This window comes from Rhizobium changzhiense (genome assembly GCF_013087625.1).
GTDB lineage: Bacteria > Pseudomonadota > Alphaproteobacteria > Rhizobiales > Rhizobiaceae > Rhizobium > Rhizobium sophorae.
The window spans coordinates 636,285-657,460 of sequence record NZ_JABFCQ010000002.1; the positions used below are offsets into that span (position 1 = coordinate 636,285).

General features: G+C 61.9%; 19 protein-coding genes. 6 read left to right on the top strand and 13 right to left on the bottom strand.

The window, feature by feature from the left end; all coding sequences use genetic code 11:
- The first annotated feature begins 7 nt into the window (after nt 1–7).
- The 3 genes from G9X68_RS12545 to G9X68_RS12555 all read left to right on the top strand — a co-directional run bounded on the left by G9X68_RS12545 (nt 8) and on the right by G9X68_RS12555 (nt 2,871).
- Nucleotides 8–1,288, top strand: a complete 1,281-nt coding sequence (locus tag G9X68_RS12545) for a multidrug effflux MFS transporter (protein ID WP_171602620.1) — start codon at nt 8–10, stop codon at nt 1,286–1,288.
- A 174-nt stretch (nt 1,289–1,462) separates the two neighbouring features.
- The gene (locus G9X68_RS12550; protein WP_171602621.1) at nt 1,463–2,044 is read left to right on the top strand and encodes a TetR/AcrR family transcriptional regulator; all 582 of its coding nucleotides are present in this window, start codon (nt 1,463–1,465) and stop codon (nt 2,042–2,044) included.
- Nucleotides 2,041–2,871, top strand: a complete 831-nt coding sequence (locus tag G9X68_RS12555) for an EamA family transporter (protein WP_171602622.1) — start codon at nt 2,041–2,043, stop codon at nt 2,869–2,871. The genes G9X68_RS12550 and G9X68_RS12555 overlap by 4 nt, the downstream gene beginning before the upstream one ends.
- A gap of 46 nt (nt 2,872–2,917) precedes the next feature.
- On the opposite strand, the gene G9X68_RS12560 is transcribed toward G9X68_RS12555, so the two are convergent.
- From G9X68_RS12560 to G9X68_RS12610, 11 genes are all read right to left on the bottom strand, one after another.
- Nucleotides 2,918–3,742: an inositol monophosphatase family protein gene (locus G9X68_RS12560; protein ID WP_171602623.1), complete on the bottom strand. Its 825-nt coding sequence runs from the start codon at nt 3,740–3,742 to the stop codon at nt 2,918–2,920.
- A gap of 40 nt (nt 3,743–3,782) precedes the next feature.
- Nucleotides 3,783–4,610 (bottom strand): inositol monophosphatase family protein, encoded by an 828-nt coding sequence (locus G9X68_RS12565; RefSeq protein WP_171602624.1) that lies wholly within the window; start codon nt 4,608–4,610, stop codon nt 3,783–3,785.
- Between the two features lie 47 nt (nt 4,611–4,657).
- Nucleotides 4,658–5,527 carry a tRNA 2-thiocytidine(32) synthetase TtcA gene (ttcA, locus tag G9X68_RS12570; protein ID WP_171602625.1) on the bottom strand — a complete coding sequence of 290 codons (870 nt, stop codon included), beginning with the start codon at nt 5,525–5,527 and terminating at the stop codon, nt 4,658–4,660.
- 60 nt (nt 5,528–5,587) lie between these two features.
- A complete protein-coding gene (locus G9X68_RS12575) occupies nt 5,588–6,517 on the bottom strand; it encodes a glutaminase (RefSeq protein WP_003540105.1) in 930 nt (309 codons plus the stop codon).
- 102 nt (nt 6,518–6,619) lie between these two features.
- Nucleotides 6,620–7,237, bottom strand: coding sequence for a 30S ribosomal protein S4 (rpsD, locus tag G9X68_RS12580; RefSeq protein WP_003586216.1), 618 nt, complete (start codon nt 7,235–7,237; stop codon nt 6,620–6,622).
- 221 nt (nt 7,238–7,458) lie between these two features.
- Nucleotides 7,459–8,973, bottom strand: a complete 1,515-nt coding sequence (locus tag G9X68_RS12585) for a helicase HerA domain-containing protein (protein ID WP_171602626.1) — start codon at nt 8,971–8,973, stop codon at nt 7,459–7,461.
- Between the two features lie 109 nt (nt 8,974–9,082).
- Entirely contained in the window at nt 9,083–10,258 is a 1,176-nt protein-coding gene (locus G9X68_RS12590; protein ID WP_171602627.1) for an MFS transporter, read from the bottom strand.
- Nucleotides 10,259–10,349: 91 nt separating this feature from the next.
- Nucleotides 10,350–11,153, bottom strand: coding sequence for a glutamate racemase (murI, locus tag G9X68_RS12595; RefSeq protein ID WP_027684519.1), 804 nt, complete (start codon nt 11,151–11,153; stop codon nt 10,350–10,352).
- Nucleotides 11,134–11,964: an RNA methyltransferase gene (locus G9X68_RS12600; RefSeq protein WP_171602628.1), complete on the bottom strand. Its 831-nt coding sequence runs from the start codon at nt 11,962–11,964 to the stop codon at nt 11,134–11,136. The genes murI and G9X68_RS12600 overlap by 20 nt, the downstream gene beginning before the upstream one ends.
- A 4-nt stretch (nt 11,965–11,968) precedes the next feature.
- Nucleotides 11,969–14,008, bottom strand: a complete 2,040-nt coding sequence (locus G9X68_RS12605; RefSeq protein ID WP_171602629.1) for an FUSC family protein — start codon at nt 14,006–14,008, stop codon at nt 11,969–11,971.
- A gap of 97 nt (nt 14,009–14,105) precedes the next feature.
- Nucleotides 14,106–14,654 carry a hypothetical protein gene (locus G9X68_RS12610; protein WP_171602630.1) on the bottom strand — a complete coding sequence of 183 codons (549 nt, stop codon included), beginning with the start codon at nt 14,652–14,654 and terminating at the stop codon, nt 14,106–14,108.
- Nucleotides 14,655–14,840: 186 nt separating this feature from the next.
- Here G9X68_RS12610 and G9X68_RS12615 point away from each other — a divergent pair, with 186 nt between their 5' ends.
- The 3 genes from G9X68_RS12615 to G9X68_RS12625 all read left to right on the top strand — a co-directional run bounded on the left by G9X68_RS12615 (nt 14,841) and on the right by G9X68_RS12625 (nt 17,274).
- Nucleotides 14,841–16,052, top strand: coding sequence for an NADP-dependent isocitrate dehydrogenase (locus G9X68_RS12615; RefSeq protein WP_094085842.1), 1,212 nt, complete (start codon nt 14,841–14,843; stop codon nt 16,050–16,052).
- 71 nt (nt 16,053–16,123) lie between these two features.
- The gene (locus tag G9X68_RS12620) at nt 16,124–16,570 is read left to right on the top strand and encodes a GNAT family N-acetyltransferase (protein ID WP_171602631.1); all 447 of its coding nucleotides are present in this window, start codon (nt 16,124–16,126) and stop codon (nt 16,568–16,570) included.
- A gap of 77 nt (nt 16,571–16,647) precedes the next feature.
- Entirely contained in the window at nt 16,648–17,274 is a 627-nt protein-coding gene (locus tag G9X68_RS12625) for a glutathione S-transferase family protein (RefSeq protein ID WP_171602632.1), read from the top strand.
- A 44-nt stretch (nt 17,275–17,318) separates the two neighbouring features.
- Here the strand turns inward: G9X68_RS12625 and G9X68_RS12630 are convergent, their stop codons facing one another.
- Together G9X68_RS12630 and alaS are read right to left on the bottom strand one after the other, a co-directional pair.
- On the bottom strand, nt 17,319–18,170 hold the full coding sequence (locus G9X68_RS12630) for an AraC family transcriptional regulator (protein ID WP_171602633.1): 852 nt from the start codon (nt 18,168–18,170) through the stop codon (nt 17,319–17,321).
- Nucleotides 18,171–18,486: 316 nt separating this feature from the next.
- On the bottom strand, nt 18,487–21,141 hold the full coding sequence (alaS, locus tag G9X68_RS12635; RefSeq protein ID WP_171602634.1) for an alanine--tRNA ligase: 2,655 nt from the start codon (nt 21,139–21,141) through the stop codon (nt 18,487–18,489).
- Nucleotides 21,142–21,176: the final 35 nt, after the last annotated feature.

The following is a 21,176-nucleotide window of genomic DNA, read 5'->3' on the forward strand; positions in this document are numbered from 1 at the left end:
TCACCACATGACGCCGCCGCATAAACCGCACCAGGAAAACCAGGGCTCCCGCCGCATCGGCATGGGCTTTGGCGAATTCGTCGTTACCATCGCCATCATGACCGCCAGCGTCGCTATGGCGATCGACAGCATGCTGCCGGCATTGCCCAATATCGGCCATTCCCTCGGCGTCACCAATACCAACGACGCGCAGCTGATCATCGGCGTGTTCTTCTTAGGCTTCGGCGTCTCGCAGATATTCTTCGGCAGCCTTTCGGATACGTTCGGCCGCCGCAACATCCTGCTCGGCGGCTTGGCCTGCTATATTGTCGGAATGTTTGCCGCCGCAGCGACCGGCAGCTTCGAAATGCTGCTCGTCATGCGTTTTGTCCAGGGTATTGGCGGTGCGGCCGTGCGCATCACCACCATGGCCATGGTGCGCGACTGCTTCGGTGGCCGCGAAATGGCCCGTGTCATGTCCTATGTGATGATCGTCTTCATGATCGTGCCGATCGTTGCCCCATCCGTCGGCCAGCTCATCATCCTCTATGCCAACTGGCACTGGATCTTCATCCTGCTCGGCATCATCGCCACCATCCTGTTCGTCTGGGCTCTCCTGCGGCTGAAGGAATCGCTGCCGCCGGAAGAGCGGCTGCCGCTGTCGGTCGCCTCTGTCGTGGATGGCTTCAAGACCGTGCTCACCAACCGCATCACCTGCGGCTATATGATCGGCCTCACCATGTTCACCGGTGTCATCAGCGCTTATGTGATCTCGGTGCAGCAGGTCTTCGGCGAGGTCTATGGCCTTGGCGACTGGCTGCCGATCGCCTTTGCGGCCACCGCTGGCGGCATCGCCGTCGCCAATTTCGCCAACGGCTTCTTCGTGCGCAAATTCGGCATGCGCCGTATCTCGCACGCCGCCCTGCTGATCTTCACGGCGCTATCGGCTGTCGGCTTTTTTTATTCGCTGGCCGGCAAGCCGGATTTCGCCATTGCCTACGGCATATTCACCATCGTGCTGATGATGTTTGCCCTGATCGCCACCAATTTCACCGCGATCAGCCTCGAGCCGATGGGCAATCTCGCCGGCACGGCAACTGCCATCACCGGCTTCGTCTCGACGACCGCCGGTGCCATCCTCGGCGGCCTGGTCGGCCAGATGTTCAACGGCACGGTGCAGCCGCTCTTCGGCGGCTTCGTGCTCTTCGGCGCGGTGACGATCGCAGCCACCCTCTGGGCCGAAAACGGCAAGCTCTTCACCCATCCGGGAGACAGCCCGCAGCTCGATCCGGGCGCTGCCCATTTCTGAAATGGGAAGCGCCGCAGAAGGCTGATTTTTGCGACGCTGTGAAAATCAGACGGAAAACTGTCGTCTCGATCGGGAGATTGGGCAATGCATCCCTGTGCGATCGCCCGTTGACCAAAGCTGGCGGTCGATATATGAGTGAGACAGGTCTGTATCATTTAAGATTTAAGGTCTCCCATGTCGCTTCGCGCCGACGCCGCCGAGAAACGCCAACATATCGTTGAAACCGCCTATCGCCTCTTCAAACGAGACGGCTTCCATGCCACCGGCATAGACAAGATCATTGCCGAGGCTGCCGTCGCAAAGATGACCATGTATCGGCATTTCCCAAGTAAGGACGGCCTCATTGTCGAGGTTCTGGACTGGCGGGCGGAGAGGTTCAAACGCCAGCTCGACCGGCTGGCCGAAGCGTCATTGTCGCCGCAAGAGAGCATCCTCGCAATTTTCGATTGGCATGAGCGCTGGTTCAACAGTCCGGATTTCCACGGATGCTTGTTTCAGCACGCGCTTGCCGAGTTCGGGGAGCCGAAACATGTGGTGTTCGAGGCAGTCACACGACAGAAGCGCGATCTTCAGGAGCGGCTGCAACGCATCCTGGCGCAATCCATACCGGAAGATCGTGCGAAGCAAGCCGCCATGAGCCTGTTCATGCTGATCGAAGGGGCGACCCTGCTCGCGCAGATGGCACAAGGAAAGGAAGCGATCAACAACGCTCGAAGGATCGCGCCCGGGATTCTCTCGGCGGAAATACGACAGTGAGTGCCGTCGTTATCGGCCTGGCGCTCTTTGCAGCGATCCTGCACGCGACCTGGAACGCATTCCTGCGTAGCGGCGGCGATCGGCTTCGGACCGTTACCGTCATGAGCTTTGCCAGTACGACCGTGGCCCTGCCGTTCCTGTTCGTCTATCCCCTGCCGACATCCGACGCGTGGCCCTATATTCTACTCTCGGCCGCTCTTCAGGTGGGTTATAGCGTCTTCCTCGTCGCCGCCTACCGAAATGGAGAACTGGGACAGGTCTACCCGATCGTTCGCGGGACTGTCCCACTTCTGGTGACAATTGGCGGCTTCATCATCGCGGGCGATCGTCTGGACCTTTCCCAGATTGCTGGCGTCGTGCTTGTCGCTCTGGGAATCATGAGCCTGTCGCTTGGCAAAGGCAGAGCCTCTACCGCGTCCAATCTGCTTGCTCTCGCGACCGGGACCATCATCGCCGCCTATGCTACCGTCGATTCCATCGGTGTGCGGCAGACCAGTGCGAGCGGTGCATATACAGCCTGGGTATTGGTGCTCTACGGCACGTTTCTTCCAGCCATGTTCATCGCCATGCGCAGGCGGCTGGTCGTCGATTTTCGAGCGCCGGACACATGGAAGGCGCTTGGCGGCGGACTGGTCGCTATGATCGCCTACGGGGTTGTCATCGCAGCCTTCTCGCTCGGGCCTGCCGGACCGATCACGGCGCTGCGGGAAACGAGCGTCGTTTTCGCCGTCCTGATCGGCTGGCTGTTTCTGAAGGAAACCCTGACGTTTCGGCGCATTCTCGCCTGCTTGATCGTCGCAGCGGGCGCAATTCTGCTCGGACATTAAATTATGCGACGGTACGGCTAGCCCGATCGCTTGGCTTTCCGTGCATTCAGACCGTGAAAACCTCGTGCCGCAACACGTCCCACGAGGCCTTGTCGGGCGCAATCAGCAGCCCGCCGTCAAGATGGTGCGGCAGATAGGGTGAGCCGTCGAAGCGCGCCGCATAGGCGCCGGCCTCCTGCGAGATCAGCGTGCCGGCAAGGTGATCCCAGGGCATCAGCTTGTTGTACATGAGGTAATGCACATGGCCGCCGGCAAAGGTGCGGTATTCGTGGGCGGCGCAGCGGTAATTGGTGAGGAAGCGCACTTTGGCAAGATTGCCGAGCACTTCGGCGCGCTTCTGCTGCGGCAGGTAGCCGGTGGAAGCCATGCCGACCATATGCTCCAGTCCCACAGGAGCTGCCACCGAGAGCCGCTGCGCTTCGCCATCCGGCCGCCGCAGCCAGGCGCCGCCGCCCTTTTCTGCCATCACCCAGTCGTCGCCCATCGGATCGTAGATGATACCGGCGACCGTCTCGCCGCCGGACACAACGGAGGCCATGACGCCGAAGGCCGGGATGCCGGCGGCGAAATTGAACGTGCCATCGACCGGATCGACGACGATCGCGAGATCGGCATGTTCGAGCCTGTGGAGCAAATCGGGATCGGCCGCGACTGATTCTTCGCCAAGGAACAGCGCGCCCGGCCAGAGCCTCTCAGCTTCCGCCTTGATCATCCGCTCGGCCTGCTCGTCGGCCTCGGTGACGAGATCTGTCGCCTCGCTCTTGGCGCGCACATCGCTCTGACCAAGCCGGCGGAAGCGCGGCAGGATCTCTGCTTTCGCCGCGCGGCGCAGCAGATCGGCAAGAACGGTCACGTCGACAGTCGAAGTCATGTCAAATCCTCACGCTTAGGTCTCTCAGGAGAACCTTGAATCAGATGCCGACGATCTCGCGCCGGATGAGCTGCCAACTCTCCGGGTCGGGCGCGGAGATGATGCCACCCGTCGTCTCGCCGGGGCGATAGGGCGTTCCGTCGAATTTCGCCGTATGGCCGCCGGCCTCCTGATGCGCCAGCACGCCGGCCAGGTGATCCCAGGGCATCAGCTTCGCATGGCCGATGAAATGCATCTTGCCGGAGGCGACCATCCAATATTCGTAGGCCGAGCAGTTGAAGGCAAAGGTCATCCGGATCTTCGCCATGTTGGCGCAGATACGCGCGCGATCCGGTTCGTCCATGTGGCTCCATGACAGGCCACCGACCATCTGGTTCAGGCTAGCAGGCTCAGCGACCTTCAGCTTTGTCGACTGCCCATCCCGACGCGTCAGAAAGGCGCCTGCCCCCTTTATCGCCGTCACCGTGTCACCGAGAACGGGATCATGAATGATGCCGGCGACCGTCTCGCCCTTGATCGTCACCGCCAACATCGTCCCGAAGACGGGAAGCCCGGCGGCGAAATTGAACGTCCCGTCGACAGGGTCAATGACGAAGGCGAGCTCGGCATCGGCAAGTGCCGACACGACGGACCGGTCGGCATCATAAGCCTCCTCGCCGACGACAAGTGCTTTGGGAAAGCGCTCTCTCAGCGCCGCGGTGATCCGGTGTTCGGCAAGCACGTCCGCCTGCGTCACCAGATCGATTGCCGAAGTCTTCTCCGAAACATCGGCAGCGCCGAGATTACGGAAACGCGGCATGATCTCGGCTTGCGCCGCTTCCCTGACGCAATCGCCGAGAAAGAGAATATCCTGGTCTGAAATAGTCATGCGAAATCCTGTCCGTCATACAATAAGCAGCCTGCTTAGCCGGCCTTTCATGAAGGATCGGTGACACCAAGGGTGGAAAAGTCGAAGAGTTTCGGGTCGAGCAGATGCGACGGGTTCACATGCGAAAGCGCCCGCAGCATCGTATCCTTGCGTCCCGGCATCCGCCGCTCGATATCGGCGAGCATGTCCTTCATCGCATTGCGCTGCAGCCCGTCCTGCGAGCCGCAGAGATCGCAGGGAATGATCGGAAACTGCATGGCGGCAGCAAATTTCGCGAGGTCGTCCTCGGCGGCATAGGCGAGCGGCCGAAGCACCATCAGGTTGCCCTCGTCGTTCAGAAGCTTCGCCGGCATCGAGGCGAGCCGTCCGCCATGGAAGAAATTCATGAAGAAGGTTTCGAGAATGTCTTCGCGGTGGTGGCCGAGCACCAGCGCATCGCAGCCCTCTTCGCGCGCCACGCGGTAGAGATTGCCGCGGCGCAGCCGCGAACAGAGCGAGCAATAGGTGGCGCCTTCAGGCACCTTCTCCTTCACGATCGAATAGGTGTCGCGATACTCGATCCGATGCTGAACGCCGATCTTCGTCAGATAGTCCGGCAGCACGTGCTTCGGGAAATTCGGCTGTCCCTGGTCGAGATTGCAGGCGATCAGTTCGACCGGCAGCAGGCCGCGCCATTTGAGATCGAGCAGCAGTGCCAGCAGCCCATAGGAATCCTTGCCGCCGGAAAGGCCGATCAGCCAGCGCTTCTGGCCCTTCAGCATGTCGAAATCGTCGAAGGCCTGGCGCACCTGCCGCAGCAGCCGCTTTCGCAGCTTGTTGAAGGAGACGGAACGCGGCGCATCGGCAAACAGCGCATGGCCGCCGGTGTCGGCCTCGCTATTCTCCAACACGTCGGCGATATTGGCTGCGATATTCATTGCTTCGTCCTACCGAAATTCCACACTTGCTCTAGCAGAAACCCGCCTGGCAACACAGCGTCAATCGCCGAAAACCGACCAGCCGGTGCGCGCTGCGAGCATTTCCAGCGCCGCGGCGCCGAGCTGCGAATTGCCGACCTTGTTCAGCCCCGGCGACCACACCGCGATCGAGGCAATACCGGGCGCCACCGCGAAAATGCCGCCGCCGACGCCACTCTTGCCGGGCAGGCCGACATGATAGGCGAAATCACCCGAGCCGTCGTAATGGCCGCAGGTCAGCATCAGCGCATTGATGCGCCGGGCCCGCTTCGGCGAGACCACCGAATGGCCAGTCGTCGGATTGCTGCCGCGCGCCGCCAGGAACAGCCCCGCGCGGGCGAGTTGCTCGCAGCTCATCGACAAGGCGCATTGATGGAAATAGACGCCGAGCACGTGGTCGACGGGATGGTCGAGATTGCGGTAGGCGCGCATGAAATTGGCAAGCGCGAAATTGCGGTATCCCGTCTGCGTTTCCGAGCGCGCCACCTTGTCGTCGATGGTAATCGACTCGTCATCGGCAAGATAGCGAACGAAGCGCAACAGCTCGCCGATTGCCTCGCGCGGGGCATGGCCGGCCATGACGACGTCGCTGACGGCGATCGCACCGGCATTGATGAAGGGGTTGCGGGGGATGCCGCTCTCGTGCTCGAGCTGGACGATCGAGTTGAAAGCCGATCCGGAGGGTTCGCGCCCGACGCGCTTCCACAGCCCCTCGCCGACCTTGCCGAGCGCCAGCGTCAACATGAAGACCTTCGATATGCTCTGGATCGAGAAGGCGATGTCGGCATCGCCGACGCGATAGACTTTGCCGTCGACGGTGACGATCGCCATGCCGAACTGCTTCGGATCGACCTTGGCGAGCTCGGGAATATAATCCGCGACCTTGCCCTCGCCGATCCGCGGCTGGATATCGGCGTAGATGCTATCGAGGGTCGCCTGCAAATCTGCCATTGCTTCTCTCCAGATCGCAAAAAAGCCGCTCGAAAGAGCGGCTTTCCGTATATCGACGCATGCTGTTGTCTCGCAATCGGTTTCGACTGCGAGACGAAGGCATTAACGCGAATAGAATTCGACGACCAGGTGCGGTTCCATGACGACCGGGAACGGAACGTCGCTGAGCGTCGGAACGCGGCCGAAGGTTGCGACCATCTTGTTGTGATCGACTTCGATATAGTCGGGAACGTCACGCTCTGCGAGGCTGACGGCTTCCAGAACGATTACCAGCTGCTTCGACTTTTCGCGAACTTCGATGACGTCGCCGGCCTTGCAACGGTAGGAACCGATGTTGACGCGCACACCGTTGACGGTGACGTGACCATGGTTGACGAACTGGCGGGCAGCAAAGACCGTCGGGACGAACTTGGCGCGATAGACGATTGCGTCGAGGCGCGATTCCAAGAGGCCGATCAGGTTTTCAGACGTGTCGCCCTTGCGGCGGTCGGCTTCGGCGAAGATCGCGCGGAACTGCTTTTCGCGCAGGTCACCGTAGTAACCCTTGAGCTTCTGCTTCGCGCGCAACTGCACACCGAAGTCCGAAAGCTTGCCCTTGCGGCGCTGGCCGTGCTGGCCCGGGCCATATTCGCGGCGGTTCACCGGGGACTTCGGACGACCCCAGATATTTTCGCCCATACGGCGGTCAATTTTGTACTTGGACGATTCGCGCTTGCTCATCGTATTTCCTTTCAAAGGTTTATGACGGTTTGTTGCCAAACCGCATGAAGGAAACACGCCCTCCTCTGGTATCTTCCAACCTGACAGGATGTTCCGGTTAGCGAACAGGAACGATCCACGGGACATGTTAAATGAAACACCGGACATTGCTGCCCGGTGCTTGCGGCGGTCTTTAGAGCGCCGTCATGAAAATGTCAACAGCAGCATCCTGGAAAGCGCCACTATTCCGCCGCCAGCGGTTGGTCCCCGCCAGCATCAGGTGCGTTGGCATCGCCCGGCGCCGTCTGGCAGTCCATATCAGGGAAAGCGACGATACGCTTGCCGGAAAAATCGGCGTGCACGACGATGATGCCCTGCTCCTCGAAATAGCCAAGCAGGCGCCGCGCACGGCGGGCGGAATGAGTGCCGTAGGAGCGGGCGATGCGGGCGTCCGACGGACACGGCTCGCCGCAGACGGCGGCCTTGGCGAGCATCAGGAAGACGCCCTGCAGGTCGTCGGTGACACCCGATGACAGCGACAGCGCCGTCGCCCAGGCATCGGTCGCGGCCGTTGCCGCATCGACGCCGGAGCGCGAAATCGCCACCCGCCGGCGGAAATCCGGCAGCGCGATCGGCGGTCCCGGCACCCGGCGCATGCGCAGCCGGACCAGAAAATCCTGGTAGAGCACCGAATCGGTACGGAAGGCGGAGGTGGGATCGTCGAGGATTTCGGCAAGCACACCGGCAAGCCGCTCCTCCCGCTCCTCGGCGGAGACTTCCACCTGGCTGGCCCTCGCCTCGGCAGGTGCAGCCGATGCCGCCGGCGTCGAGCGCGAGAGTTCGGCCAGAATATCGGTCGTCGGCCGCGGCGCCGGCGGGGCGCGGCGCACCAGCGGGCGTTGGAATTCCTCCGGATCGGGCGTGAAGATCAGGTCTTCCACATCCTGAGGCGCATCCGGCAGCGGCATCAGCTTCGGGCTGGAAGAGCGCGCCGAGGTCTCGACATTGCCGATCTGGATCGGCAGCGGCCGGCGCGACAATGCCGGACCGAGCGCTACGAAATGGCCGCGCTTGAGATCTCGGAACATTTCCGCCTGGCGACGGTCCATGCCGAGCAGGTCTGCGGCGCGCGCCATGTCGATATCGAGGAAGGTGCGACCCATCAGGAAGTTCGAGGCTTCAGCCGCCACGTTCTTTGCAAGCTTGGCAAGACGCTGTGTGGCTATGACGCCGGCAAGTCCGCGCTTTCGCCCGCGACACATGAGATTGGTCATGGCACCGAGCGAAGCCTTGCGCGCATCTTCCGACACGTCGCCGCCGACCGACGGCGCAAACATCTGCGCTTCGTCGACCACGACGAGAACAGGATACCAATATTCGCGATCGGCATCGAACATGCCGTTGAGGAAGGCGGCCGCCGCCCGCATCTGCTGCTCGATATCAAGCCCTTCCAGCGTCAGCACGCAGGATACTCGGTGCTGGCGGATACGGTTGGCAATGCCGGCAAGCTCGGCCTCGGTGCGCTCACCGTCGACGACGACATGGCCGTACCTGTCGCTGAGTGTGACGAAATCACCCTCGGGATCGATGATGACCTGCTGCACCCATTGCGCCGATTGCTCGAGCAGGCGGCGCAGCAGATGCGACTTGCCCGATCCGGAATTGCCCTGAACGAGCAGGCGTGTCGCCAGCAGCTCCTCGATATCGAGCGTCGCAGGAGCGCCGGACGCCAGTCCCATATCGATGCCAACCTGCACGTCCAATTCCCCTTACAAATTCCCGGCCCGTCTCTAGCAGATTCGCAGCCGCTGTTGTCGTCAAACCGTCAAGAACCCACAGGGAAAGTCAGCCCTGGGAAATAGGTTTTTACACCGCCTCGCGCTCAACGAGGTCGGCCACCATGTCCTTCTGCATCGGAATCAGCAAACGGGTGCAGAGCAGGCTGACGAAAAGCGGTATCAGCAAGACCGCAAGCCCCACACGCAAGCCCAGGAGTTCGCCGAGAAAGCCGATGATCGGCGGCCCGATGAGAAAGCCGCTCAGGGCTGCGAAGGAGAGCGTCGCAACGCTTGACGCGGGCGGGCGGTCGGTCAGCGAAGCGACGGCTGTCACCGCAAGCGGAAACCCGACCGAGACGCCGACACCGACTGCGGCAAAGCCGATGAGGGCAAGCGGCGTCGCGGGCGCAAGGAGAACGACGAGCATGCCGGCAAGCGAGGCGATGCCGCAGCCGCGGGCAATGGCAACCGCGCCGAAGCGGCCTTTCATGTAATCACCGCTGAAGCGCCCCGCCGCAACCATGAAAGCGAAAACCGAATAACCAAGGCCGGTTTGCGCGCCCTCGGCATGCATGACATCGCGGAGGTAAATCGCCGACCAATCGGCGATCGCACCTTCGGTCATGGTCACGCCGAAGACGAAGGCGCAGATCCCGAGCAGCGCAAGGCTTGGCGGCTTGAAGCCGGTCTTTGCCTGCGAATTCTCCGCATGGTGACTTTCCGGCAATTTCGGCAGGCGCAGGCTGGCAATCAGCGCCACCGGCAGGATGACGATCGCCGTGATCAGGATCGACCAGTGCGGCGAAAGCCCGATTGCTATGGCACCAACACCGATCAGGCTGCCGGCCATGATGCCGAAGCTCCAGAAGCCGTGGCAGCGGCTCATGATGATCAGCCCCGTCGCCTTCTCCGTCACATCGGCCTCGACATTCATGCCGAGTTCCACCGTCGAAAGCGCGACCCCAACGACAATCAAGGCGAAGAACAGAAGCATGGCGCTGGGCGCGAAGGCTGGAAGCGAAACCACGGCAAGAAAGAAGATGAAACCATAGATAATCGCCATGCGCCCGCCGATGCGCGAGACGAGGCGGCCGGCAAACGGCAGGGTGATCAGCGTGCCGATCGGCAATCCCAGAAGTGCGACGGCCAGATCGGCGGTGCCGAGTTCAAGCTTCGCCTGGATATCGGGAATGCGCGGTAACCAGGCACCAAAGGCTATCGGCTGCAGAAAGAAGATCAGCATGACAAGTCTTTGCAGCGGCACGGCGCATCCCTTTATGTAATTAGCGGACACCTGCCTGCGATTCCCCGGAGATCTTGCGCGATGACATCGGTGAAATAAAGCGCGCAGTGCCTTATCGCGTGCTGAGACCGAAACCCTGCATCAGTCGGCGCGTCGCAAAGTCGGGATTGCCGGATGTAAAGACGGCAAAGTCGAAATTATCGGGGTGAACAGCATCGGCGATCTGCGGAACCAGTGTGCGCGCCCGCCGGGCAATGGCTTCTGCCGGATCCAGCCAGTCCACCGGCCAAGGCGCCAGTCTGCGGAATAAATTGGCCATGAAGGGATAGTGCGTGCAGGCGAGCACGACGATATCGGTCCTCTGACTGTCCTTCTCGACGAAACATTGATCAATTTCGGCAAGCACGGCGTCGTCGGAGACAGCGTCACCGCGAATATAGGCCTCTGCCATGCGCGCAAGGTTCTCCGAGCCGACGAGGCGAACATGGCATTGCTGCGCGAAGGACTGGATGAGATCGCGCGTATAGGCGCGCTTGACCGTGCCCGGCGTCGCGAGCACCGAGACCAGGCCGGACCGGGTGCGCTCCGCCGCCGGTTTGATCGCCGGCACGGTGCCGACGAAGGTCATCTGCGGAAAGGCGGCGCGCAGATCGGCACCAACAAGCGTGAAGGCGGTGTTGCAGGCGATGATGCAGACTTCGGGATCGTGCTCCTCAAGCAGCCGGCCGAAAAGCCCGATCACCCGCTCCTTCAGCGCCTGCTCCTCCCAGCCGCCATAGGGGAAACCGGCATCGTCAGCGACATAGATGAAGCCGCGTTCCGGCATCAGCACACGCGCCTCGCGCAAGACGGTCAGCCCGCCGATGCCGGAATCGAAGACGAGGACGGGTTTCAGCTCATGCGTCGGCGCTGTCATCTGGCGGTGTTTCCTTGGCCGCTGTGGGGAACCGGCCGCCGCGCGGGCTCTTGCGCGAGAAGCGGTCGAGAGAGGAGATGACGCCGCGCAGCACGCTGATTTCCTGCTCCGTGAAGGCCCGGCGGGAGAGAACGGCACGCAGATTGTCGACCATTTTCGGCTTTTTCCCGGCAGGATGGAAATAACCGCGCGCATCGAGCGCCTCTTCCAGCTGGTCGAACAGGCCGAACAGCTGTTCCTTGGTCGAAGGCGTCTGCCCCATCGCCTGGAAGGGCACGGCGCCAAGATCCTCCATGCCGGATTTCATCCATTCATAAGACATCAGCAGCACGGCCTGGGCAATGTTCAGCGACGCGAAAGCCGGATTGACGGGAAAGGTGACGATCTCGTCGGCAAGCGCGACCTCCTCGTTGGTCAGCCCCCAGCGCTCACGGCCGAAAAGGATGCCGGTCCCCTCGCCCGCGCGGAACCTGGTCCTCAGCGTTTCGGCGGCGATGACGGGTGAACGCACCGGCTTGTAACCGTCGCGCTCACGCGCCGTCGTCGCATAGACGAAGTTGAGATCGGCGACGGCCTGCTCCAGCGTGTCGTAGACCTTGGTCGCCTCGATCACGTGATCGGCCTTGGAGGCGGTCGCCAGGGCTTTCTCGTTCGGCCAGCCGTCGCGCGGATTGACGAGGCGCAGTTCAGCAAGGCCGAAATTCGCCATGGCACGCGCCACCATGCCGATATTCTCGCCCATCTGCGGCTCGACCAGAATGATGGCCGGCCCTTCGGCCAGAAGTTGACGCTCGCTGTTCGTGCCTGCCATGGTTCTATCCCTGTTTCGAGCGCGCAATAACCTCGCCCGGTGCAAACGGCAAGACATCAGCCTGCGGATAGAGCCTTTCCAGCGCCGAACCGATCATTTCGAGCCCGAGTCTGGCGCCCTCGCGCGACAGCGGCAGGTGCCGGCCTGTCGTCCGCGACGCCTTGCGCTCGACGAAGAAACAGGTCGAGCCGCGCGGGGCCGCATCCTTCATCAGCGCCAGATCCGACGCGATTAGCCTCTTCAGCTCGTCGGCCTCGGCCGATGCTGCGTAGCTCTTCGCCAGGATGCGCGCCCAATAGGTGCAGGAGAGGAAGATCGCCAGCGTCTGGCGGATCTGGCCGGGCCGCGTCACCACCGACCAGGACGAGCCGAGCGGCCGCGCCGCCACCGTTACGTCGCGGTAGCAGGCATCGATCTTCTGCGACAGCGCAATCAGCGCAAGACCGCTCTTGCCTTCGCCGATCGCGCTCAACAACTCGTCCAGCGCCTGAAACCAGCGGGCGAGTGCTGCATCAAGCGCGCCACGCGTGCGTGCGGGAAAGACGAGGAAGGCGACCGCTGTCCCGGCCACCGCGCCGATCACGGTCTCCCCAATGCGCAATTGCAGGAGATCGAGCGTCAGCACCCCGGTCATGCCGTAGACCAGGCAGAGCACGATTGAGATGAAGAAGGTCATCGTCGCATAGGAGACCTGCAGGAAATAGAAGGCGAGGAAGATGCAGGCGGCCGCTACCGGAATGGCGATGACCAGTTGACCCGAAATCAGCGTCGCCAGCGCAAGGCCGATGGCAATCCCGAACACCGTGCCCAGCGAGCGCGACAGCGCCTTCATCGCCGTATCGCCGCGTGAATTGGTGTTGGTGAAGACGAGGAAGGCGGCCAGCACCGCCCAGAACCAGCGTTCGCGCGACAGAAGCAGACCGAAGCCCATGGCGAGTGCCGAGGCGAGCGTGATCTGCAGCGCCGAGCGCAGCAGCGGATTGGCAAAGGAAAAGTCGATCTTTTCAGGCTGCGCCGTGTCCTTGACGGCATCGATGCCGGCAAAGCCGGAAGCCTGCCCCTCGCCAATCGCCTGCGTCAATTGCTGCTGCGCCTCGCCGAGCCAGAGCAGCGCCCGCACGGTTTCGCCCTGCGGCTCGTCCTTGATGGCTTCCGCCATGGCACTATAGGGTGCTAGCTCAGTCGCATCCGCCTCGATCACCGCATGAACGAGCGCAAAGGGCGGCAGGCTCTGAAAACTCACCACGATCGCGCTTTCGGCAGCGAGATGCGCATCGAAGAGCCGGATCGCCAGTTCCGCGGCAGGATCGGAAGCACCGTCGAAGACGCCGGCCGGCGGGCGCGGGATGAAGGTTTCGGCCATCAGCACCACTTCCTTCAGCCGGTCTTCCAGCTGGCGCAACTCCTGCCGGTCGGCCTCGCCGATATGACCGCTGCCGGCAAGGGTGGCGAGCTTGAAGAGGATCTGGTTGATCCGGCCGCGCACGCTTTCGAGCGAGCGCAGCAGGTCGCGCCGCCAATCATCCGGCAGAAGCACCGCCCTCACCACATGGCCGACCAGCACCGCGACGACGGGGCCGGTCGCCACATAAGGCAGCTCGGCAAGCGAAGGCTGGAAATAGGCGCCCATGAAATAGGAGGTGAAGGCGAACATGCCGATTGCGAAACCGCGCGGCCCGAACACCCGCCCAGCCGATGCGAGCGCGATCACCACCAGGAAGACGAGATCGGAGAGAAAACGTCGATCCTCCAGCCCCGCGGCGATGGCGACGACGGCAATGCTCGCGAGACAGCCGAAAAGCCGAGTCACCAGCTGGCGCGAATTGCCCTTGTCGCGCACCGCCACCCCACCTTCGATCGACAGTACGATGCCGAGACCGAAGGCCGCCGTCGGCAGCGGCACGATGAACATCTGGATGGCAAACAGGATGGCAAAGGAAAGGACGATCGTCAGCGTCACCCGCGAGGCCATGCGCAGGCGCGAAAGCGCCGGATCGTTGGCAAGCAGCCAGTCGCGGAACTGAAAACCGGAAAACAAATGCAAGAGCCCCTCATGCCGCCCAGGGATCAACAGATACCGCCGCAAGAGCGGAAATCAAACCGCCCGAGATCGAATCTCGATGCTCTTGAACGTCCCGCGCCTATTGGCCCTTGGCAATCAGCGCCATCGTTGTCTTCAGGGAATCGCGCGCCTGCGTTTCGATATTCTCGGTGACGATATCGTCGATGACGGGCTTGCCGCCTTCCTCGACCACCTCGAAACGAACGGTCGTATAATCCTTGGCATCGGGCGCATGCGAACAGGCGGATTTCTTGAAGCGCACGGTCACCTCGGCCACGCCGTCGACCACAGGCGCTGCCACCATCGTCAAATCCTCCAGCGGGCAGGCATCCTGGCCATTGACGATGACGTCGTAGTCGAAGGGCGAAATGCCATCGTCGTCGACGGCGGGAAACTGCGCCGCCGCCTGGTATTTCGCGACGAAATCGCGGCTGTAGAGATGATCAAGCCGGCTCGCGTCGAAGATGTCGGTCCAGTCGCTGTTATTGTCGGCCCAGTTGCTCCTGGTCGCATCCATGATCTCCTTCACGGGAGCGGTGATGTCAGCGGCATCACCGATGTCGGCGCCAGCATGGCTGGCGCCCGAAAAGGCGATAAGGCATGCGATAACAACGGCGATTGTCTTCATGGTCGAATGTCCGGAGCGGTAGATCGAGGCGGACATTAGCTAAATTTCAGCGCCTGGCAATGCCGGCAAAAACGCATTGTCGAACCCCTTGCAGCTTTGCGTTCCCGGTTCACAATGCTATAGCGCTCCTCATCACATCACCCACCCGGGACTCCGTCCCCATTCAAGCTCGAACGAGGCAGATACATGAACAAGATCAAGGTCGCCAATCCCGTCGCCGATCTCGACGGCGATGAAATGACGCGCATCATCTGGCAGCTCATCAAGGATAAGCTGATCCATCCGTATCTCGACCTCGACATCGACTATTTCGACCTGTCCGTCGAAAACCGCGACGCCACCAACGACCAGGTGACCGTCGATGCCGCCAACGCCATCAAGAAGTACGGCGTCGGCATCAAGTGCGCGACGATCACGCCGGATGAAGCCCGCGTCAAGGAATTCAACCTCAAGGAAATGTGGAAGAGCCCGAACGGCACGATCCGCAACATCCTCGGCGGCGTCATCTTCCGCGAGCCGATCATCTGCAAGAATGTGCCGCGCCTGGTTCCCGGCTGGACCAAGCCGATCGTCGTCGGCCGTCACGCCTTCGGCGACCAGTACCGCGCCACCGATTTCAAGTTCCCCGGCAAGGGCAAGCTGACGATCAAGTTCGTCGGCGAAGACGGCACCGTCATCGAGAAGGAAGTCTTCAACGCACCGGGCGCCGGCGTTGCCATGGCCATGTACAACCTCGACGAATCGATCCGCGAATTTGCCCGCGCTTCGATGATGTACGGCCTGATGCGCAAGTGGCCGGTCTATCTGTCAACCAAGAACACCATCCTCAAGGCCTATGACGGCCGCTTCAAGGACATCTTCGAGGAAGTCTACGAGACCGAATTCAAGGATCAGTTCAAGGAAGCAAACATCACCTACGAACACCGTCTGATCGACGACATGGTCGCCTCGGCGCTCAAGTGGTCTGGCGGCTACGTCTGGGCCTGCAAGAACTATGACGGCGACGTCCAGTCCGATACCGTCGCCCAGGGCTTCGGCTCTCTCGGCCTGATGACCTCGGTTCTGCTCACGCCCGACGGCAAGACGGTCGAAGCCGAAGCCGCGCACGGCACGGTCACCCGTCACTACCGCCAGCATCAGAAGGGCCAGGAAACCTCGACGAACTCGATCGCCTCGATCTTCGCCTGGACCCGTGGCCTGGCGCATCGCGCCAAGCTCGACGACAATGCCGAGCTTGCCCGCTTCGCCGCAACGCTGGAAAAGGTCTGCGTCGACACCGTCGAATCCGGCTTCATGACCAAGGACCTGGCGCTGCTCATTGGCCCCGATCAGCCGTGGCTCTCCACCACCGCCTTCCTCGACAAGATCGATCAGAACCTGCAGAAGGCCATGGCGTAAGCCGGCCTTTCCGAGATAACATCGAAGCGGCGGGGATTTCCCCGCCGTTTTCATTTTGGGAGAATGAACCGATGACGGCCATCCTGCGACCGCTCGAACCCTTTGACCGAGCCGCTTGGGAACCCCTTTGGGAGGCCTATCAGCGCTTCTACGAAGTGGTCATCCCGCCCGAAACCACGGATCTCACCTGGGCTCGCTTCCACGATCCTGACGAACCGATGCATGCGCTCGGCGCCTTCGACGAAGACGGCCGTCTCGTCGGCATCGTCCATGCCATCTTTCACCGTTCCTGCTGGCTGCCGCAATGGACCTGCTACCTGCAGGATCTCTATGTCGACCACAGCCAGCGCGGGCTCGGTACCGGTGCCGCTTTGATCGAGGCCGTCGCCGACCTCGCCCGCGCCAACGGCGCAGGCAGGCTCTATTGGATGACCCACGAGACCAATGCAACGGCCCGCCGGCTCTATGACAGCATCGCCGAGCGCTCCGGCTTCATCCAATATCGCAAGCCGCTCTGACGATTGGGGCTTGCAGGCAGACATCGCTGCCCTATTGATTCCGTGGGATGGAATAACCGGAACACGAGGAGGATTTCATGACCGAGGAACTGGTATTCTATACGAACCCAATGTCGCGCGGCCGCATCGCGCGCTGGATGCTGGAGGAGATCGGCCAGCCCTATCGCACCGAATTCCTGACCTTCGGCGAAACCATGAAGGCGCCGGAATATCTCGCGGTCAATCCGATGGGCAAGGTGCCGGCAATCCGCCACGGCGACACCGTCGTCACCGAATGCGCGGCGATCTGCGCCTATCTGGCCGAAACCTTCCCCGAAAGGGCGCTGGCGCCGAGACCGGAGGAGCGCGCCCGCTATTACCGCTGGATGTTTTTTGCCGCCGGTCCGCTCGAATCGGCGGTGACGATGAAGGCTCTCGGCTTCGAAATTCCGAAGGAACGCCTGCGCATGGCCGGCTGCGGCGGTTTCGACGACGTCATGGACACATTGGAGAAAGCCGTCTCCGCTTCGACCTACATCGCCGGCGAGCGCTTCACCGCCGCCGACGTCTATGTCGGCTCCCATATCGGCTGGGGCATCGGATTCGGCGGCATCGAAAGACGCCAGGCCTTCCTCGACTATGTCGGCCGCATCAGCCAGCGTGAGGCCTACAAGCGGGCCAACGCCCTTGATGACGAAGCCATCAAGACCATGCAGGCCGCTTGAGTTTCAAAGGCGCGGCGGATCCGCCGCGCCCCCGACCGACGACTTTAGACAAGCGGCATGTGAATGTCCGTCAGAAGCTCGGTCGGCGGCACCTCGCGCGGATTGTTGAGATATTCCTCGAACATGACCCTGTCCTTCAACTGCCGGCCGGATTTCGGCAGCCATTCGGCAAAGAGCCACTGATAGGACTTGGACATGTCGGCATAGGGACCCTTGTGGCGCAGCACCGCATAATCGCCGCCGTCGATCGTGCGCCGCTCGAAGGGTGCCGCCGCCGGCATTTCGGCAGCGCCGGTGACGCAGGCGATCGAGCGCAACTTTTCTTCCGGAACAAGATCGGGATCGTCGAGATAGATGCCAATCATCCGCATGTCGGGCTTGGCGAGGCCGCGGGCGTAAAGCGTGCCGAACAGCGTCTCGAAGGCCTTGTCGATCTGCATGTAGGAACCGGTATGGGCAACGCCGATCACCTCGATCGGCCCGATCTCGCGTATGGTAATGTCTAACATGGCTTTGGTCTTTCCGTTAGGTGAGGGTTCAAAGGCTGTGTGGCTTCCCTCTTTCCGGTAGCGGGCCGGCGGCATGCCGTAGACCGACTTGAAGATACGATTGAAGGATTGGAGATTGGGATAGCCTGATCGCTTCGCAATTTCGCTGACGGCAAGCTCGGTGCGGACGATCTCGCCCGCCGCGCGATGCAGCCTGAGCCGCTTGACGGTGGCCGCCAGCGTCTCGCCGTAAATCGCCCGGTAGATCCTGTGCCAGTGATAGCTCGACATGCAGGCGATCTCGGCAAGGCGCTCCATATCCAACTCTTCGTCGAGGTGGTCGTGAATATAGGCCGAAACCCGTCTCAGACGGTTTTCATAAAGTGCCCATGCCGTTTCGCCATTCATGTCGGAACCTCGTGCAAATCGATCGGCTTGAGAGAACCATATCCCGATTTGACAAATCCTGCTGACTTGCTAGCTCCGGAGGCCAACGCTACGCCATCGACCCGCTAAGCGGCAGAGGAAAGCGTCGCTATATGCGGGCTCACTGCCTCTCCTCCCTCATTCCTGTGCTTGTCACAGGAATCCAGCCACGGCGCGTCCGCGCCGTGAATGAATCAGTAGCTAAAGAGAAAGAGTCCTTCGCGCCCAAGGACTTGGGCGCACTGGATTCCTGTGACGAGCACAGGAATGAGGGAGGCGAGCCGACGTACCCGACAGGTCAGCCGGCGAGTGCCACCGCCACCGCTTCGATTGCTTCGTCGGCCTTGGCGCCGTCAGGGCCGCCAGCCTGTGCCATGTCCGGGCGGCCGCCGCCGCCCTTGCCGCCAAGCGCGGCAGAAGCGACACGCACCAGATCAACGGCGCTGAAGCGATCGACGAGATCGGGCGTGACGGCCACGACCGCACTTGCCTTGCCATCCTCTGAAACGCCGACGAGAGCAACGACGCCGGAGCCGATGCTGGTCTTGCCGTCATCGGCAAGTCCCTTCAAATCCTTGGGATCGACGCCCGAAATCGCTTTGCCGAGGAACTTGACGCCGGCGACTTCACGCACGGCATCGGCCGAGCCGCCCTGCCCGCCGCCCATGGCGAGTTTGCGCTTGGCGTCGGCCAATTCCTTTTCGAGCTTGCGGCGCTCGTCAATCAACGCTTCGACACGTGACAGCACTTCGCCCGGCTGCACCTTCAGCGAGGCGGCAAGCGTCTTCACGCGCTCGTCCTGTTCGGCCAGATATTCGCGCGCCGATTCGCCGGTGACGGCCTCGATACGGCGAACGCCGGCGCCGACGGCATTTTCGCCGAGAACGCGGATCAGGCCGATCTGGCCGGTGGCTCCGACATGGGTGCCGCCACAGAGTTCGATCGAATAGGGCTTGCCGGCCTTGGCGCCGCGTACACCCTCGCCCATCGCGACAACCCGGACTTCATCGCCGTATTTTTCGCCGAACAGCGCCATCGCGCCTTCAGCGATCGCATCATCGACGCTCATCAACCTCGTGGTAACCGGCGAATTCTGCAGCACGATCTCGTTTGCCATATCCTCGACGATCTTCAGCTCCTCGGCCGACATCGGCTTCGGATGCGAAACGTCGAAGCGCAGGCGCTCGGGCGCGACCAGCGACCCCTTCTGCGCCACATGCGTGCCGAGCACCTCGCGTAGCGCCTCATGCAGCAGGTGGGTCGCCGAGTGGTTGGCGCGCAGCCGCGAACGACGGGCATGATCGACCGTAAGCACAACCGCGTCGCCGTCCTCGACCACACCGTCGATGACAGTACCCTGATGCACGAACAGGCCTTCGCCCCTCTTCTGCGTGTCTGAAATCTCGATCTTGCCGTGATCGGACGAGATCACGCCTGTATCGCCCATCTGGCCGCCGGATTCGCCGTAGAACGGCGTCTGGCTGACGACGATCTGTACCTTGTCGCCGGCCATGGCTTGGGCCGCAACAGCGCCGTCCCTAACGATCGCCTGCACCACGCCTTCAGCCGTCTCAGTGTCGTAACCCAGGAATTCGGTCGCGCCGTGCTTTTCCTTGAGCTCGAACCAGATGGTCTCGGTCGCCTTTTCGCCTGAACCGGCCCAATGCGAGCGGGCTTCCGCCTTCTGGCGCTGCATCGCATCGGTGAAGCCGGAGATGTCGACGCCGATCTCGCGGGCGCGCAGCGCATCCTGCGTCAGGTCGAGCGGGAAACCATAGGTATCGTAGAGCTTGAAGGCGGTCTCGCCATCAAGCATGTCGCCCTTGGCAAGGTCCGCAGTCGCGTCGGAGAGAAGCGACAGGCCGCGCTCCAGCGTCTTGCGGAAGCGGTTTTCCTCGAGTTTCAGCGTTTCGGATATCAGCGGCTCGGCACGCACCAGTTCCGGATAGGCGCGACCCATCTGCTGCACCAGCGTCGGCAGCAGCTTGTACATCAGCGGTTCTTTGGCGCCGAGAAGCTGCGCATGGCGCATGGCGCGGCGCATGATACGGCGCAGCACATAGCCGCGGCCTTCATTTGAAGGCAACACGCCGTCAGCAATCAGGAAGGCAGAGGAGCGCAGGTGGTCGGCGATGACACGGTGGCTGGCGCTGCCCTCCGCCTTGACGCCTATCGTATCCTCGATGGTGCCGGTCAGCGTGCGGAAGAGGTCGGTATCGAACACGCTCTGGACGCCCTGGAGAATACAGGCCATGCGCTCCAGACCCATGCCGGTGTCGATCGACGGGCGGGGCAGCGGGTTGCGAACGCCAGGCTCGGTCTGTTCGAACTGCATGAAGACGAGATTCCAGAATTCCAGGAACCGGTCGCCATCTTCTTCCGGGGAGCCTGGAGGCCCCCCCCAAACATTCTCACCCTGGTCGATGAAGATTTCCGAGCACGGGCCGCAGGGGCCGGTATCGCCCATCTGCCAGAAATTGTCAGAGGTCGGGATGCGGATGATCTTGTCGTCGGAAAAGCCGGCGATCTTCTTCCAAAGCGCTGCTGCTTCTTCGTCCTCGGAATAGACGGTTACCAGCAGGCGGTTCTTCGGAAGGTCGAAGCCTTCGGTGACGAGCTTCCAGGCAAGCTCGATCGCATTCTCCTTGAAATAGTCACCGAAGGAGAAGTTGCCGAGCATCTCGAAGAAGGTCAGGTGGCGTGCGGTATAGCCGACATTGTCGAGGTCGTTGTGCTTGCCGCCGGCGCGCACACATTTCTGCGACGTCGTCGCCGTCGAATAGGGACGCTTTTCGAGGCCGGTGAAGACGTTCTTGAACTGCACCATGCCGGCATTGGTGAACATCAGCGTCGGGTCGTTGCGCGGCACGAGCGGGCTCGACGGAACGATCTCATGGCCGTTCTTCTTGAAATAGTCGAGGAAGGTCGACCGGATATCGTTCACGCCGCTCATGCTATGCCCTTCAATGCTGCCCGAGGCAGGTAAAT

Bases quoted from the DNA above. Each gene is read 5' to 3' on its own strand.
- G9X68_RS12545 (WP_171602620.1), top strand. From the start codon at position 8: ATGACGCCGCCGCATAAACCGCACCAGGAAAACCAGGGCTCCCGCCGC.
- G9X68_RS12550 (WP_171602621.1), top strand. From the start codon at position 1,463: ATGTCGCTTCGCGCCGACGCCGCCGAGAAACGCCAACATATCGTTGAA.
- G9X68_RS12560 (WP_171602623.1), bottom strand. From the start codon at position 3,742: ATGACTTCGACTGTCGACGTGACCGTTCTTGCCGATCTGCTGCGCCGC.
- G9X68_RS12565 (WP_171602624.1), bottom strand. From the start codon at position 4,610: ATGACTATTTCAGACCAGGATATTCTCTTTCTCGGCGATTGCGTCAGG.
- ttcA (WP_171602625.1), bottom strand. From the start codon at position 5,527: ATGAATATCGCAGCCAATATCGCCGACGTGTTGGAGAATAGCGAGGCC.
- G9X68_RS12575 (WP_003540105.1), bottom strand. From the start codon at position 6,517: ATGGCAGATTTGCAGGCGACCCTCGATAGCATCTACGCCGATATCCAG.
- rpsD (WP_003586216.1), bottom strand. From the start codon at position 7,237: ATGAGCAAGCGCGAATCGTCCAAGTACAAAATTGACCGCCGTATGGGC.
- murI (WP_027684519.1), bottom strand. From the start codon at position 11,153: ATGACAGCGCCGACGCATGAGCTGAAACCCGTCCTCGTCTTCGATTCC.
- G9X68_RS12600 (WP_171602628.1), bottom strand. From the start codon at position 11,964: ATGGCAGGCACGAACAGCGAGCGTCAACTTCTGGCCGAAGGGCCGGCC.
- G9X68_RS12610 (WP_171602630.1), bottom strand. From the start codon at position 14,654: ATGAAGACAATCGCCGTTGTTATCGCATGCCTTATCGCCTTTTCGGGC.
- G9X68_RS12615 (WP_094085842.1), top strand. From the start codon at position 14,841: ATGAACAAGATCAAGGTCGCCAATCCCGTCGCCGATCTCGACGGCGAT.
- G9X68_RS12620 (WP_171602631.1), top strand. From the start codon at position 16,124: ATGACGGCCATCCTGCGACCGCTCGAACCCTTTGACCGAGCCGCTTGG.
- G9X68_RS12625 (WP_171602632.1), top strand. From the start codon at position 16,648: ATGACCGAGGAACTGGTATTCTATACGAACCCAATGTCGCGCGGCCGC.
- G9X68_RS12630 (WP_171602633.1), bottom strand. From the start codon at position 18,170: ATGAATGGCGAAACGGCATGGGCACTTTATGAAAACCGTCTGAGACGG.
- alaS (WP_171602634.1), bottom strand. From the start codon at position 21,141: ATGAGCGGCGTGAACGATATCCGGTCGACCTTCCTCGACTATTTCAAG.